This window comes from Candidatus Dormiibacterota bacterium (assembly GCA_035532035.1).
Lineage (GTDB): Bacteria > Vulcanimicrobiota > Vulcanimicrobiia > Vulcanimicrobiales > Vulcanimicrobiaceae > Tyrphobacter.
Genome location: DATKRS010000029.1, coordinates 166,222 through 181,031, shown reverse-complemented (window position 1 = coordinate 181,031; position 14,810 = coordinate 166,222). Strand labels below are relative to the sequence as shown.

The following is a 14,810-nucleotide window of genomic DNA, read 5'->3' as shown; positions in this document are numbered from 1 at the left end:
CGCGCCTTCTGGAGCATTGGGAGCGCCTCCTCGCGAAGCACGGACCGATGCCGCTTGGAACGCTCGCGTGGATCCGGCGTTACCCCGTCAAGAGCCTTGCCGGCGAACTCTTGCAGTCGGCGGAGATCTGGGACGGCGGTGTCCGTGGCGATCGGACGCGGCAGCTCATCGTCGAAAGCGGTCACGCGCGCGTAGGGCGCGCGTATCGCGGCATGGAGCACGAAGGGCTGCATCTCACGGGAGATACCGGCGTTGCCGTCGCGCTCGCGCGCGGGCGCGGCGTCGGCATTCGCGTCGAAAACGGCGAACGGTTCTATTTCAGCGGCGCGATCTCACTCATCTTCGACCGTTGGCTCGACGAGGTGAGCGCGCATGTAGGCTACGCGGTCGAGCCCGAGCGCTTTCGACCGAACTTCTTCGCGCAGGCTGCGGAGGATTTCCGTTTCGGTGAATCGGCGCTCGTAGGAGCGTCCCTCGACGTCGGCGACGTGCGACTGCTCGTCACCAAAGCGATCTCCCGCTGCGTGACGATTACCTACCACCCGAGCGGCGCCGCGCCCGACCCTCGAATCCTTCGCTACATCGCACGAGAACGCGACGCAAAGATGGGCGTTTACTGCGACGTGCTGCGTGCGGGGACGGCGCGCAGCGGCGACTCCGTACGCTTGGTCGAGCGCTGAACGTCGCGCACGATCGCTTCCAGCGCGTCGATGTACTCGAGAAACCGGCGACGTCCGGCATCGGTGATGTGGAGAATCGTCTGCGGACGCCCGGCGCCGGTGCGCCGTTCGGTGGCCACGATGCCTTCCTCCATCAGCGCGTGCAGGTGGCGGTTCAGATTGCCGTCGGTAAGATCGCAGGCGCTCTGCAGGCGCGTAAATGAGATTCCTTCGCTGCGCGCGACGAGCGTCGAGCAGATCGCAAGGCGCCCACGCTCGTGAAATACGCGATCGAGCTTCGCCGTGCTCATGCTTTTACCAACGTGTCGCGGCGCACGAAGATGCCGATCGCCGCCTGACCGATGCCGAACCCCGCGGGGAGCACCCACCACGCGAGCGCGATGTGCGATGGCACGAAGAGCAGCGCGACGCCGATTGCGAGGAAAGCGGCGCAGATCGGAACCACGCCCCGCGGAAGCATCGTACGCGATGCGAAGAGGCCGACGCCGTAACAGCCGTACCAGACGCCGGGAAGAAGAACGGTCTCGCCTCGCGCGAGAAGCGCGAACGAAAATCCGGCACCGAGCAGCAGCGCCGGGAGGATCGAGAGCCCGACCGTACGCGTCTGCCAGCGGTCACGCGCGCTCGCATCGCTCCAGAACCAGTTCAGGATCGCGCCGTAGTTCACGAGTGCGGCGAGCGCCGCGCAGGCGAACCAAATGGCGAAGTAGACGTGCTCCTGGTACGGACCCTGCGGTGCCGGAGCGAGGCCGCGCTGAGCGATGCCCGCAAGGACGGCCAAACCGCCCGAGATCATCGCAGCGATGCCGGAGTAGCCTTTGAACCGCTGCGCCATTGCCAGGCGCTCGCGGACCTCGGCGATGTCGGAGAGAGCCCGGTCCAGCTCGGTCATTCCCTACTTTGTACCACAAAGCCGGCGTCCAATCCAGCGCCTTCACGGGCACTCTCTCGGACGTGGGAGGCCATGGAGCCGGCGGGCTCCATCAGCGCGGTGCGGCACTGCTCGATCTCGTAGTCGGTGCCGCCGCCGCGCTGGTCGTCTTCTCGCTCCTCGTCGCTGTTCTACACGCGCTCGTCGTCACCGCCGCCTCGCGGCACGCCGTGATGCTGGCGCGTACCCAGAGCGATCAGCTGCTCGAGCGCATGCGCAGCGAGGCTGCGAGCGCGTGGAGCATCGCCGTGCCTGCAGCGGACATTACCGGCGAAAGCAACGCCGACGGTCACGAGGTGGACTTCGTCTCCGAAGACGCCACGCGGCGCATCTTTCACTGGGTCTATCGTTTCGACGCAGCAGCGCAGACCGTCACGCGCTACGTCGTCGCGGCGGGGAGCTCGCCTGCGCCGGGCTCGTCAGCCAGCGGCATTACGGGTTTTACGGCGCGTCTCTTCCCCGCGAGCGCGCTCACCGACCCCGCGAGCCCCATCTACGATCCGCTCTTCGCGGGTGCGACCGTCGTGCCGGTGGAGTACGCGTTCGGCGGCGGCGGCGCCGTCGGCGGAAACGCGCTCGTGCAGATCACGATCCGCGCCGCGCAGACATCGCGGACCGAACTCTTCTCGACGGGCGTCGCGCCGACGCAGTTCACGGTCGTCGTGCGGTACACGCCGCAACCGTAGCGTGCGTTTCACCGGCTTCCGGTTGACGCCGCCGCCGGCGAGAACACCGTTTGACTCCAGGACGCGCCGTATTTCCGATCCCGTGACGAGGGGAAGCTCTAGCTTGCTAGAGTGTCGTTCTACCCTCGAGCGATTTAGCGAGCGTGATCTCGTCCGCGTAGTCGAGATCGCCGCCGATGGGCAATCCATACGCAAGACGCGTCACCACGACGCCGAGCGGCGCGATGACGCGCGAGAGGTAGAGCGCCGTCGCCTCTCCCTCGGCGTTCGGATTCGTTGCGAGAACGATTTCCCTCGGACGCTCGCTGCCGACGCGCTCCAGCAGCTCGCGCAAGCGCACTTGCGCGGGGCCGATGCCGTCGATGGGTGAGATGAGGCCTCCGAGGACGTGATAGCGGCCCTTGTACGCACCGGTGCGCTCGATCGCGTAGACGTCTTTCGCCTCCGCAACGACGCAGATCGTGTTCTCGCGCCGTTCGTCGGTACAGATGTCGCATGGATCGCTCTGCGTCAAACCGAAGCAGATCGAGCAGAAGCGCACGTTGTCTTTCACCGCCAAGATCGCTTCCGCGAGCGACTGCGCTTCGTGCCGGGGGCGAGAGAGCAGATAGAACGCGAGACGCGCGGCGGTCTTTGGCCCAATCGTCGGAAACTTTGCAAACTCGTCGATGAGCGCTTGCAGCGGACCGGCGATCGATCCGGTCACGAGAGGCCCGGAATGCGCATGCCCCCGGTGACGGCGTTCATCCGCTTCTGCGACTCCTCGCCGACGCGTTGCAGAGCGTCGTTCGTTGCGACGACGATCAGGTCTTCCAGCGTCTCGACGTCGCCGGGATCGATCGCCTGAGGATCGATCTTCACGGATTTCACGCGCTGATCGCACGTCATCTCGACGCGAACCGCTCCTGCGGCGGCGGAGCCGCAGACGACCGTCGCCGCTAGCTCCTCCTGGACTCTCAGCATCTCGGCTTGCATCTTCTTGACTTGGGCCATCATGTTCGCCGGATTCATCATCTCTCTCGTATCACTTCGCTTGCATAATCGAACAGCTCGTCGGCATCTTCGGGCTCGGGCGCAGTAGCGTTCGCGCGCACCGAGCCGTCCACACGAACCTTTACCGCGAGCGCGACCCCCAACACGTCCTCGATTGCTCGCTCGATCAGCTTTGCGTGCTGGAGGAGCGCGTCTGCGATCCACGGCTCCGGTAACCCGAGCGTGATAGCCTTCGCGTCTACGGCCTCCACGACCGCTCGGGAGAGCGGAGCGCGCAGCGACTGCCGCTGCCCTTCAGCCTTCGATCGAATGCTCTGCCACGCAGCCCGAACGTGCTGCAACGAAAGGTCGCCCTGGCTCTTCGGTACCGCTTTCTGCGGCGGCGGCGCCGGCGGCGCTTTTACGGATGGCTGCGCTTCCCGGCGCTTCGGAGGCGCTGTGTCGGCAACGTCTTGCTGTTCGAGCATGAAGCGCAGCAGAGCGGTCTCGAGCTCCAAGCGCGGGTTACCGCCCATGCGCGCAAGCGCAAGTGCATCGGAGAGAACGCGCAACGCTCGTACGATCCTCGTCTGGGGAAGATCGGGCGCGATCCGCGTGGCTCGGGCCGCGTCTTCCGGAGCGAGATCGCGCGCCAGCAGTTGCGGATCGATCCGCGCCACGAGGATGTTTCGAAACTCTGCGACGAGCGTACGCGTCAAGACGGCGAGGTCCGCGCCTGCGTCGCTCGCCTCTTCGATCGCGCGCAGCGCGGCGGAGGCGTCGCATGCCAGGACTGCGTCAACGAGCGCCGCTGCCTGTTCCCGCCCAGCGGAGCCGAAGGCGAGATCGATCGTTTTCGCGTCGATCGTTGCGCCATTGCCGCCGAAGGCCGCCGCCTGCTCGAGCATGGTGAGTGCGTCCCGCAGACCGCCGTCGGCGCGATAGGCGATCGCCGCCAGCGCCGCGTCGTCGATGCGAATGTTTTCCGATTGCGCGATCTCGCGCATGCGCGCGATGATCACCGGGATCGAGATGCGACGAAACGCATACCGCTGACAGCGCGACAGGATCGTGACGGGCAAGCGCTCCGGCTCGGTGGTTGCGAGGATGAAGACCGCGTGCGGTGGCGGCTCCTCGAGCGTGCGCAAAAAGGCATTTGCGCCCTCCTTCGTGAGCATGTGCGCCTCGTCGATGATGTAGACTTTCATCCGCATGGCGGATGGTGCGAACTTCACCGCATCGCGTAGCGCACGGATCTCGTCGATTCCGCGGTTGCTGGCGGCATCGATTTCGAGAACGTCGAGCGCCGTGCCGTCGATGATCGCCCGGCAGTTTTCGCAGGTGTTGTCCGGCGTCGGGGTCGGTCCGGCAACGCAGTCGATGCAGCGCGCGAGAATCTTCGCAGCCGAGGTCTTCCCGGAGCCGCGCGGACCCGAAAAAAGGTACGCGTGGGCCAGTTTCCCGGCTGCGAGAGCGCTCGTGAGCGTGCGGACGACGCTATCCTGGCCGACGAGCTCGGAGAAGCTCTTCGGGCGCCACGCTCGGTACAGGGACATGCCTCACAAGCTACGCAGCGCCGTTTGGAGGAGCCTGCACGAGGGTAGACCCTGAACATCGCAACCTTTGCTCTCTATGCTGCGTAGTATAGAGAGCAGGGGGTTGGCGCCTCTGCCGCATTTGAATTATCGCTTCGAGCGATGACCGAGTTAAGATTGAGCTTCATGAATAGGGTGGATCTGAGAGCGGCGCTTTCCGATAAGTTCGGTTTTCAGCGCTTTTATCCAGGGCAGGAGGAGGTCGTTCGTCGCGTCCTCGGCCGGAAAGATACCCTTGCCATCCTCGCTACGGGTGCGGGGAAGAGCCTCACGTATCAGCTGCCGGCACTCCTCCTCGACGGGACGACGGTCGTCGTCAGCCCGCTCATCGCCCTCATGAAGGACCAGGTGGACATGCTGCGCGACCGCGGCGTCACCGAGGTCGTCGCCCTGAACTCGACCCTTTCCGAGGAGCAAGAGATCGCGGCGCGCCGGCGCATCGCCGCCGGCGGGGTCAAGATCGTCTACACGACGCCCGAGAAGCTCGAGGACGAAGCGTTTCTCACGCTCCTGCGCTCGATCGACGTCCCGCTCTTCGTCGTCGACGAGGCGCACTGCATCAGTCAGTGGGGCCACGATTTCCGGCCCGCCTATCTCGCGCTCGGGCACGTGATCGACCGGCTCGGCCGCCCGGCGGTTCTCGCGTTGACCGCCACGGCTACTCCAGCGGTGCGAGAGGACATCCTTCACCAGCTCGGCATCGAACACGTCAAGCCGATCGTCAAGGGCTTCGACCGCCCGAATCTCGTCTATGAGGCCTGCAAAGCCGACAAGGAGAGCGACAAGCTCAAGATCTTGGCGCGCCTTTTCTCCGGCGCCGAGGCGCTCGAAGGAACGGGCATCGTCTACACGGCAACGATCAAGAACGCACTCGAAGTGCAGCGCTATCTCGTTCAAGAGCTGCGTGTTCCAGCTGCCGTCTATCACTCCAAGCTGCACAAAGAAGACCGCACCACCGTTCACGAACTCTTCATGGACGAAAAGATTCGCGCGGTCGTCGCCACCAACGCCTTCGGTCTGGGCATCGACAAACCGAACATCCGATTCGTCGTCCACTACGATTTGCCGGGATCGATCGAGGCGTACACGCAGGAGGCCGGCCGCGCCGGGCGCGACGGCGAAGCTTCACGCTGCATCCTCATCTATCGCATGAGCGACACGCGCGTTCAGAACTACTTTTTGACCGGGAAGTATCCCGACATCGAGGAAGTGCAACGCGTCTTTGGAACGATCGAGGTCTTCGGCGATCAGAGCGCCGGCGTGTCGATGACCGACCTTCGCAGGATCCTTCAGCTGCCGCTCACCAAACTCAAAGTCATCCTCGCGCTCTTGAAGAAGTCCGGCTACCTCGAGCCCGTTGGGAGATCCGCGTACGGTCTTACCGAGGCCGTGCGGAAGAATCGCGATCTCATGCTGAGCCTCGCGAACTACGAAACGAAGAAGTCGTACGATCAGAGCAAGCTCTCGATGATGCTGCAATATGCCGAGAGTGGCGTCTGCCGTAGGCGCTTCATCCTCAACTACTTCGGCGAAGGCTTCGACACGGTCAACTGCGGCGCATGCGACAACTGCCTGCGCGCGGAGGCCAACGGCGTGTACGAGGGCTTGGTCGTCGGGCCGTTCAAGATAGCCGACGTCGTCTTTCACCGGAAGTTCGGGACCGGAACGGTCGAGCGGATGGAGCGGGACCTCGTGACGGTGCTCTTCCCGAGCTTCGGATACAAGACGCTCCTCGCGAGCGCCGTCGATCGCGCCGAGCCAAAGATCGCTTAGGCCGCCTTCGGCTCTTCGCCCGGAGTAGAATATCGAGCCTTCCACGGAGGAGCTTCTTTGAGAAGAGGCATCAAGTTCTTTGGAGCGCCGCTTGCGCTCGCGTGCATTCTCGTCGCGTTCTCTGCGCACGCGTTCGGTCAGGTGACGCCTTCGCCGAGCGCCCCGGCAGCTGCGATGCCCACGCCGGGCGCGCCCACCATTCCGCAGCCCGCCCCAACGCCGAGTCTCACCCCGACGCCAAGTCCGACGCCGACACCCACTCCGCCGCCGATCACCGTCTCGCCGGAAGCAGCCCAGGCACCGGTCGGCCTTTCCACGCAGCTCGCCGTTGGCAGCGCCATCATGCCCATTACGGCGATCGCTCGCGATCCGTCGATCGTCGGCGTAGCGATCGATCAGCAGACGCAGACTGTCACATTGACCGGCAGAGTACCGGGGACGACGGTCGTCACGATCGGCGATGCACGCGGCCTCACCAAAGACGTTCCCGTGACCGTCGCATATCAGGCCGGCAGCATACCGCCTTCCCTCGAGCTTCGCATCACCGGCAATCCGGCATCTGCGCAGTTCGTTCGCGGAGCGGTCGCGCGCGCCGTCGCGGCGGCAGTCGTGGCGCGACCGGGCGCTCAGGTCGTGGTCGGCCCTGACGACGTCACGTTCGAAGGAACGCTCGGTGAAGACGACGTCGCCAACGTCGATGCCGACGTCCTCGTTCAGGGCGAACAGTACTTCAGCGTCAACGGCACGGCGCGCGTACGCGTGATCGACGTGGCCACGCCGCGCATCGCACCGGACCGGCTGATGGTCAGCGACTTCCCGGAATCGCTCACCGAAAACGGCGTCCTCTTCACCGCCGATCTGCGCCTGAGCGCCCCATCGCGCTTTCTGTTCTTTCACTACGATCCGCCGGCGCAGCCGGATCGGCGCATCGTGCTCAGGGCGGAGAACGACGGCGGCGAGCCCGCGCTCGTGCAGTTCATCGCGGGCACGGGTCCGGCGACGACCAACGAAATGGAGACCGGCCACGATGCGGACACGACGTTCCTGGTTCGCATGATTCAAAACGAGGGCCAGCTCATTACGATCGGCGCGCACGCATCGGTGAATCTCGTCGAGGACGACCTGCCGCACGGCACCGTCATCAGCTCGCTGCTCCAGCTTCGTCTGCTCTCCGGAGACCACATACGCCTGACGCTCTTCGCGCAGAACGCCTCCGACGATCCCGACGCTCCCATCACGCAGACGGACCTGCTCGTCGGCGCGCAGCGTCACGCCCGGGGCATCTACACCGTGCCGGAGTTCCATCAGGAGCGTGCGTGGAGCGTCGACGATCCCTATCTCGACCTGCGCATCGGGCAACTGCCGCTCCATAATACCCTACAAGGCGAGGCCCTCTCGGGCGATTACGGCGTGCTGCAGTCCTTCGTCGTGACGGTCCAGAACCCGACCGCGCAACCGCAGCCGATTGCAATCTACGAAAACCCGCGCGGCGGCCGCGCGACGGGAACGTACCTCATCGACGGCGTCCTGGTCCAGTCGCATCAAGTACCGCCGTTCTCGCGCTACAAGATACGTCAATACGTCGTTCCGGCGCGCGGCTTCGTACGCATCACGATAGAGACGATGCCCGAGGGGGGGTCGAGTTATCCGCTCGATTTGATCTTCGCTCCCGACGACGGCAGCGTGCCGCCCGGAGCTCCGGGCTCACCGGTCTACTAGGGCATTTCCGAGAACGGCGCGATAGATCTCGCGCACTTTTGCGGCACAGGTGCTCCAGGAGAAGCGTCGGGCGCACTCTTCGCGCGATGCCGCCGCAACGGCGTCTGCCTCGCCTTCGAGGGCGCTCTCGAGCGCCCTCGCCCAGCCGTCAATGTCCTCGAGCGCCAGGGGCGTTCCATCGGAGCCGACGACCTCCGGCAGCGACGCGCGGTCGCTGACCACGCACGGAAGGCCCGCGCAAAGCGCCTGCGCCGCCGCGTAACCGAACCCTTCGTACTGCGACGGGACCGCCGCGACCGCCGCCGTTGCGTACAGGTCGAGCAGCGCGCTGCGGGATACGTAACCGCGAAACTCAACGCGGTCGGCGACGCCGAGCTCGCGCGCCGCCGCGACGCACGCCTGCCGATACGGCGTCGCCGGGCCGACTGCAACGAGCCGCGCGCGCGGAAGGCGTGGCAAGAGGCGGATCAGATGAGCGAGATTCTTGCGCGGCTCGATGGTCCCGACCGCGAGAATCGTCTGCCTGTCGCTTTCGCGGCGCACGCGTGCAAAGTCGCTCGCGACTCCCGGTGCTACGACGTGTACGCGCGACGCATCGATGCCCCCGGACACGGCGAGCAGCTCCGTACGGGAGAATGCCGAGTCGGCGAGGACGGCCGCAGCGCGGCGGTATCGAGCAACCGAAAACTCTCCGAAATAGCGCCGCGCGTACCAGCGCGCATGTCGTTGCACGCGCATCCACGCGACGTCGTGCACCGTAACGACGATCGGCATACTCCGCACGAGCGGAACGGTACCGGAGGCACAGTGCAGCAGCGCCGCTCCGCTGCGCGCCGCCAGACGGGGAAGCAGCACCTGATCCCACAGCACCCGGCGGTCGAACCGCCAAGGATCGATCCGCACGTCGCGCACCTCGATCACGTCCTCGCCAGCGTCGCGTAGCGCTGCGACGAGACCGCGCACGTACTCGCCGATGCCCGTGGCGGTGCCGACCCCCAGTTGCGCGTCGAGCGCGATCCTCAACGCGAAGGCCGGGTTCGCATCCGGGCGATCGCGGCGAGTGCCGCGATCGCGCCGGGGCTCTTCGGGTCGACGCTCAAGACACGATGATACCAGCCTCGCGCAGCGCGGACGTTCCCCAGCGACAGCTCCGCGCCCGCTGCCGCCAGCAGATACTTCTCGGAGAGCGGCGACAACTCGACGGCCGCGATGTCGTCTCCCAGCGCTCGCCTGCGCCATGCCGCGCGGTGCGCACCGGTCGTCGTGTTCGACGCCGCTTCTGCAAGAAGTCCCATCGTCCAGCACGCCTCGGCAACGGCATCCGGATGCGTTTCGAGCGACGTCAGACTGGTGCGTACGCGACGCTCGACCGCGTAGGCGCGGGTCGGATCGGAGTGCGCTAGTGCGAGCACGTACTGCTGCAGTGCGGCGATGTCGGGAGCGGCAAAAAAGTACTCCATCGCCAGCACCCGGTCACCGCGCGCGAGTGCGATGCGTCCCAGCAGCTCGTTGCGAATCGGCGTCGGCGGTAGCCGAAGAGCGTGGCGTAGCGCGCCCGTACGATCTCCATGAGCCGCGTCGTATTCGGCGAGCGTCGTTTCTATGTACGGTGCCGGGGCGACGCGATCGAGCGTACGATAGATCTGCAGCGCCACGACGATGGGCACGCGCGTGGGAAGCGTTCCGGGCGCTGCGGCGCTCGCACAAAATGCGTCAGAGGCGAGCTGGACTGCGCAAAACGCAACGAGCACGAGCGCGACGGCTGCGCCCGTGACGACTCGCACCACGCGTCGCCTAGCCTGCTAGAACTTGACGGTCAGGTTGAGGTTTTCGCGCAACTGCGTGAACTCCGCAGGCAGGAGATTGTCTTGATAGCGATATTGCTGCGCCGAGAACGAAAGCGCGCTGGAGAGCCGCGGAAAGAGGAAGGTGATGTTACCGGTGTAGGTGTCGTTGCGAGCATCGAGCCCCTCTACCGTTGCCGGTACGCCATAACCGGTTATGAGGCGTTCGGTGTTGTATCCGAATCCGAGCAACAGCCGCGGCGCCACCGGGACGGCGAACGCGGCGCCTACAGAGGAACGGCTCACGCCCGAGTAGCTCGGGACGAATACGGGCAGCGTGTTGTCGATACCCGAGTTCGGCGTGGTTCCGAACGCGGCGTTGAAGCCTGCCAAGACGCGGAGATTGCCGACCCGCAGGGAGACCGGTATCTGAACGTTCTGCGCGAGGCCCGAGCCTGGCGCCGAGGTACCCTCGAGCGCGCTCTGCGTCACGAACGAGGGGACGCTGCTCGTCGACACGCTCGGGAACGAGAAGGCGCCGGAGCGTTCGTCGGACGCGAAGCGCGTCGGGGGAAGCGCTTCATAGGCGGAGGTTACGGGCGCCGACACCGGCACGTGAATCGAAACGCCGGGGTGCGGCTCGGGAGGCCGGCTCACGACGTAGGTGAGCGCTTGCGCTGGAGCAGCGGGAAAGTGCGCTACGACCGCTGGCGCTCGGACAGGTACATCGACGGCCGTTTGCGCTGCGCTCGTAATACTGACGACGAAAGCCGCCGCGCGCAGCGGCGACTCGCTGCGAGCGTCGAGATTCGAAATGCCCAGCCGGGCCTGTGCGTCGGACGTCTCTCCGAAGACGCGCATCAACAGCGTCGCGCGCAGGTCGGGGGTGGCCGAGAAGAGCGTGGAGGCGCGCGCGCAGGCAGGCGCAACGACGAACGTTGCGATCACCAGCGAGCCGATAAGCCGGCGCATCTTTCCTCCTCCCCTCACCCCGGGCCTGAAATCTACGACGGCTGGGCCGTTTTGCCTTCGTTGCAGGCGACCCAGCGCCGAGCGATGATCTCCGCCGCGTAGTCGTCGATCGGCCTCGGAGGGAAGCGCAAGCCCATGGGAAGCAAGCGTTGGAGACCTCGCGCCGGATTCTCAGCATAGTACAGCCGGCGGGCTCGCAGGGTCGTCTCCCGTTCGTCGACGAGGCGTACCGGCAGCCCCAGAGGCGCGAGCGCCGCAGCGATCTTTCCAGCATTCGTCCCGGCACCGAGCGCGAGAACTTCGACGGGGTGCTGCCGCAGAAGGGCTTCCAAGCGCCCGTGCAGGCGGTCGACCGGCTCGATGCCTCGTGCGAGAACGACCCCTCGATCGCCGAGCAGTGCGTATCCCGCTTTGCGCGTCCCCGGATCTATGCCGAGGACCCCGCTCACCTGCTCCTCTGCGGAACGAGCACGATCGCGATGGAGATCGCGCCCGTGTGCGGGTAGATGTCGTCTGCTGCGTATGCGGTGAGGTAGTAGAGTCCGCCGCGGCCGAGCATCTGCTGCATCTGCGAGACGTCGGGAACCAGCTCCGTCGGCTGCACGTAGGTCGCCAAGTACGTCGGCATGTGCGCGTACTCGGCGTTGATCGTGACGTGCGCGAACAGCTCGCGTAACGCGATGTTGATATTGGCGCCGCTGTTTCCCGGGATGTCGATCTGCGCGACGAGCTGCCCGCGCGAGAGGACGCGCACGTCAGGTACCGCGTTGAGTGAAAAGCGGAAGGCGTCGTTGGCGAAGAGATTCTGGTCCGAGACGGCCGTGACCATCACGTTGGATTGCGAGAGCTCGGCCTGCAATGCGGCATCGTTCAAGAAGTCGTGCAGCGTCTTGTCGACGTTGTGCGGTACCACATAGGGCCGCAGGCCCCAGCTGGGATACGTCGCGTTGATGTATTTGACCGCTTCCATGTAGAAGGCTTTGAGCTGCTGCTCGCGCACGGCCTCGGACTGCGCCCGCTGCAGGATGAGGCGGAAGGGGGTGATGAGCTCGCCCGTGGGAAGAACGAGACGGCCGTTCGTAACCTTGGCCTCGAGCTGTTGCTCGCGTTGCTGCAACGTCGCGATTTGGGCATTCAGCGCGGAAAGGTGGAAGAACGCCGTCTTCACCTGTTGGGACGCAAAGATCGCGACGAGCGTGACGACCAAGGCGATCACGACGCCCGTCGCGACGGCAATGATCGTCGACGTGTACCGCGGACGGATTCCGAAGAGCGTCAGACGCCGGCGCCCGACTTGGTGCCCGACGCGATCGCCGACGTACGCGACGCCGCCCGCGATGACCAAGATAATGACGATGTCGCCCGCGCCGCGGATGAAATCAGCCCACGTCACTAGATTGCCGCTGCCTTTCGAACGCGTGCCAAGCCGATGGCCGTGAAGATGACGTTTGGCATCCACGCCCACAGCGGCGCGAGAAAGATCACCGCCTCGCCGACGTACGAAAAGATCGTCATCACGACGTAATAGACGAATACGATCCCGACCGCAAGGCCGAATCCGAGGCTCGCGCTTGCGCCCCCTCGGAACGAGCGCAACCCGAATGGAATGGCGATCAAGACGAACACGAAGCAGGCGAAAGGCTGGGCGAGCTTTTCCTGATACACCGTCACGTACTTGTGCAGCTCAGTCTCCGTCAGCTGACCCGTCGAGATGATGCTCGCGATTTGCGCGCGGCTCATCAGTTGTGGGTCGTCGTGAGAAATCCGCTTGACGATATCGGTTGGCTTTTCCCCGAGATCGACCTCCTGCTCGGGGACGTTGGGCTCCGAAATCGTCGAGCCATCGGCGTTGAAGCGATAGGCGCTCGCATTGCGGAGGATCCACTCTTTTGCCGCGAACTCGGCTTGCTGAGCAAAGATGATCTGCGTCGGGGAGCCGGCGCGGTCGTACTGGATCAGGGTTACGTTCAGCAATGCCTGCGAATGCGGCTCGTAGGCCGTCGCGATCGTTACCTGGCGTCCGCCGCCGGGCAACGGCGCCGACACGGTCAGATCGCGATTGAACGCGCTCGTGTGGTTGAGGGCCGTCGTCTCGATCGCGGAGACCTCGTCGTTCGCGAAGGGGACGACTCCTTCTTGGAGCGCGTACATGACGAGTGACATCACGAGCCCTGCAAAGAGCAGCGGCGCGATGATCCGTGGAAACGTGATTCCGCTCGTCTTCATGGCGTTGATCTCGCTGTCACCCGAAAGCCGCTGCATCGCGAGCAGCGTCCCCAGCAGCAGCGCCATCGGGATGACGAACACGACCTCTCCCGGCAACTGCCAGAGAAAGAGCCCGACCGCCGTCCACAGAGGCACGTGGTCCTCGCTGACGAGGCGTCCCGTGGCCAGCATCTGCGTCGCGGCGAACACGAGGGTGAACGCGGAGAGCCCGAAGCCGAACGGGGCGGCCAGCTCGGCGAGCATGTATCGATCGAGAATCGTCGGTCTGAACGCGACGACTGCGCGAAGGCGCGGCAACGTACCGATGATGTTCAGAGCCGGAAGCTCTCGCCCAGATAGAACTTGCGCGCGATCGGCGAGTCGAGCACCTCCTGCGCGCTGCCCGATACTTCGATGCGGCCATTGTTCATGATGTAGGCGCGGTCGACGATCGCTAACGTCTCGCGCACCTGATGGTCCGTGATCAACACGCCGATGCCGCGATCGCGTAGCTGCCGAATCATCGCTTGAATATCGGCGACGGCGATGGGATCTATCCCGGTGAAAGGCTCGTCGAGCAGCAGGAAGGACGGATCGATGGCGAGCGCCCTCGCCACCTCGACGCGCCTGCGTTCTCCGCCGGAGAGCGCGTCGCCACGCGCGTTGACGAACGCGCGCAAGCCGAACTCTTCCAGCAGTTCCGGGAGCCGGCGCTCTTGCTCGTCGTGCGACACGCCGCTCTGTTCCCAAATCAACCGAATGTTGTCGCCGACCGAAAGCCGGCGGAAGATCGAGTTCTCTTGCGCGAGGTATCCGATCTTGTTTCGGGCGCGCTCGTACATCGGCCGGCTCGTCAAATCGATTTCCTTCTCGCCGTCGAAGAGCAGCACGCTGCCGCCGTCGGGCTTGACGAGCCCGACGGTCATGTAGAACGTCGTCGTCTTCCCCGCGCCGTTGGGCCCGAGCAGTCCGACGACCTCGCCGACATGTACCTCCGCGCTCACACCGTTCACCACGGTGCGCTCGCCGTACCGCTTGACGAGACCGCGGATGCGTATCGTCCTCTCGCTCACTGCATCCTCGCCTTGGTAAGTGTGATATCGGTGTCGACGCTGTTGCCTGTAGCGCGCATTCCATGTCCGTCCGTGATGACCACGTGCCCTTCGCCGTGGACCGTCTGCGTCGACCGGTCGTACCGCAGCCGATCGCAGCGCAGCGTCATGCCGGTGGCGGTGCGCGCGCGAACGGCGTCGTTAAGCACGATCGTGTTCTGCGCCTCGTCGACGATTGCTCGGGACGCGTCCGCCGCGAGCCGCGCACCGCCCTTGCCGTAGAAGGTGACGTGCACCTGGAAGAACGTCGCCACGGAGGTTCCCTGCGTACCGCTGCTCTCGTACGAGTGCGCGATCAGGTCATACTCCTTTTGGTTGTTTCGCTGCCGCATCGTCCATCGTACCGGCTGGCGTGCCGTCCCGGTGCCGGTAATGTGCAGC

General features: G+C 65.2%; 17 protein-coding genes. 4 read left to right on the top strand and 13 right to left on the bottom strand.

Going from position 1 to position 14,810, the window contains the following annotated elements:
• Positions 1–47: 47 nt before the first annotated feature.
• Positions 48–680 carry an MOSC domain-containing protein gene (locus VMV82_09370; GenBank protein ID HUY41761.1) on the top strand — a complete coding sequence of 211 codons (633 nt, stop codon included), beginning with the start codon at positions 48–50 and terminating at the stop codon, positions 678–680.
• Here the strand turns inward: VMV82_09370 and VMV82_09365 are convergent.
• Together VMV82_09365 and VMV82_09360 are read right to left on the bottom strand one after the other, a co-directional pair.
• Complete coding sequence (locus VMV82_09365; GenBank protein ID HUY41760.1) at positions 614–970, bottom strand: transcriptional regulator; 357 nt, start codon at positions 968–970, stop codon at positions 614–616. The two genes, VMV82_09370 and VMV82_09365, sit on opposite strands and share 67 nt — an antisense overlap.
• On the bottom strand, positions 967–1,572 hold the full coding sequence (locus VMV82_09360) for a hypothetical protein (protein HUY41759.1): 606 nt from the start codon (positions 1,570–1,572) through the stop codon (positions 967–969). Before VMV82_09360 ends, VMV82_09365 begins: the two co-directional genes overlap by 4 nt.
• Before the next feature lie 62 nt (positions 1,573–1,634).
• On the opposite strand from VMV82_09360, the gene VMV82_09355 reads away from it, so the two are divergent.
• Positions 1,635–2,297, top strand: a complete 663-nt coding sequence (locus VMV82_09355) for a hypothetical protein (GenBank protein ID HUY41758.1) — start codon at positions 1,635–1,637, stop codon at positions 2,295–2,297.
• Between the two features lie 106 nt (positions 2,298–2,403).
• Here the strand turns inward: VMV82_09355 and recR are convergent, their stop codons facing one another.
• Genes recR through dnaX form a run of 3 tightly spaced genes read right to left on the bottom strand, consistent with a single transcriptional unit; the run spans position 2,404 to position 4,825 of the window.
• Positions 2,404–3,003 carry a recombination mediator RecR gene (gene recR, locus VMV82_09350; GenBank protein HUY41757.1) on the bottom strand — a complete coding sequence of 200 codons (600 nt, stop codon included), beginning with the start codon at positions 3,001–3,003 and terminating at the stop codon, positions 2,404–2,406.
• Complete coding sequence (locus tag VMV82_09345; GenBank protein HUY41756.1) at positions 3,000–3,311, bottom strand: YbaB/EbfC family nucleoid-associated protein; 312 nt, start codon at positions 3,309–3,311, stop codon at positions 3,000–3,002. Before VMV82_09345 ends, recR begins: the two co-directional genes overlap by 4 nt.
• Complete coding sequence (gene dnaX / locus VMV82_09340) at positions 3,308–4,825, bottom strand: DNA polymerase III subunit gamma/tau (protein ID HUY41755.1); 1,518 nt, start codon at positions 4,823–4,825, stop codon at positions 3,308–3,310. Before dnaX ends, VMV82_09345 begins: the two co-directional genes overlap by 4 nt.
• Positions 4,826–4,966: 141 nt before the next feature.
• Here dnaX and VMV82_09335 point away from each other — a divergent pair, with 141 nt between their 5' ends.
• Together VMV82_09335 and VMV82_09330 are read left to right on the top strand one after the other, a co-directional pair.
• The gene (locus VMV82_09335) at positions 4,967–6,637 is read left to right on the top strand and encodes an ATP-dependent DNA helicase RecQ (protein ID HUY41754.1); all 1,671 of its coding nucleotides are present in this window, start codon (positions 4,967–4,969) and stop codon (positions 6,635–6,637) included.
• A gap of 57 nt (positions 6,638–6,694) precedes the next feature.
• On the top strand, positions 6,695–8,356 hold the full coding sequence (locus tag VMV82_09330) for a hypothetical protein (GenBank protein ID HUY41753.1): 1,662 nt from the start codon (positions 6,695–6,697) through the stop codon (positions 8,354–8,356).
• On the opposite strand, the gene VMV82_09325 is transcribed toward VMV82_09330, so the two are convergent.
• From VMV82_09325 to lptC, 8 genes are read right to left on the bottom strand one after another with little or no spacing between them, the layout of a single operon-like run.
• The gene (locus VMV82_09325; protein ID HUY41752.1) at positions 8,342–9,379 is read right to left on the bottom strand and encodes a glycosyltransferase family 1 protein; all 1,038 of its coding nucleotides are present in this window, start codon (positions 9,377–9,379) and stop codon (positions 8,342–8,344) included. The genes VMV82_09330 and VMV82_09325 overlap by 15 nt on opposite strands.
• Positions 9,376–10,143 carry a hypothetical protein gene (locus VMV82_09320; GenBank protein ID HUY41751.1) on the bottom strand — a complete coding sequence of 256 codons (768 nt, stop codon included), beginning with the start codon at positions 10,141–10,143 and terminating at the stop codon, positions 9,376–9,378. Before VMV82_09320 ends, VMV82_09325 begins: the two co-directional genes overlap by 4 nt.
• A 15-nt stretch (positions 10,144–10,158) precedes the next feature.
• Positions 10,159–11,112 carry a hypothetical protein gene (locus VMV82_09315; GenBank protein ID HUY41750.1) on the bottom strand — a complete coding sequence of 318 codons (954 nt, stop codon included), beginning with the start codon at positions 11,110–11,112 and terminating at the stop codon, positions 10,159–10,161.
• Between the two features lie 32 nt (positions 11,113–11,144).
• Positions 11,145–11,561, bottom strand: coding sequence for a pre-16S rRNA-processing nuclease YqgF (locus VMV82_09310; GenBank protein HUY41749.1), 417 nt, complete (start codon positions 11,559–11,561; stop codon positions 11,145–11,147).
• Positions 11,558–12,505, bottom strand: a complete 948-nt coding sequence (locus tag VMV82_09305) for a DUF3084 domain-containing protein (protein HUY41748.1) — start codon at positions 12,503–12,505, stop codon at positions 11,558–11,560. The genes VMV82_09310 and VMV82_09305 overlap by 4 nt, the downstream gene beginning before the upstream one ends.
• On the bottom strand, positions 12,505–13,635 hold the full coding sequence (locus VMV82_09300; protein ID HUY41747.1) for an LptF/LptG family permease: 1,131 nt from the start codon (positions 13,633–13,635) through the stop codon (positions 12,505–12,507). Before VMV82_09300 ends, VMV82_09305 begins: the two co-directional genes overlap by 1 nt.
• A 14-nt stretch (positions 13,636–13,649) precedes the next feature.
• A complete protein-coding gene (lptB, locus tag VMV82_09295; protein ID HUY41746.1) occupies positions 13,650–14,390 on the bottom strand; it encodes an LPS export ABC transporter ATP-binding protein in 741 nt (246 codons plus the stop codon).
• Positions 14,387–14,761, bottom strand: coding sequence for an LPS export ABC transporter periplasmic protein LptC (gene lptC, locus VMV82_09290; protein HUY41745.1), 375 nt, complete (start codon positions 14,759–14,761; stop codon positions 14,387–14,389). The genes lptB and lptC overlap by 4 nt, the downstream gene beginning before the upstream one ends.
• Positions 14,762–14,810 lie beyond the last annotated feature (49 nt).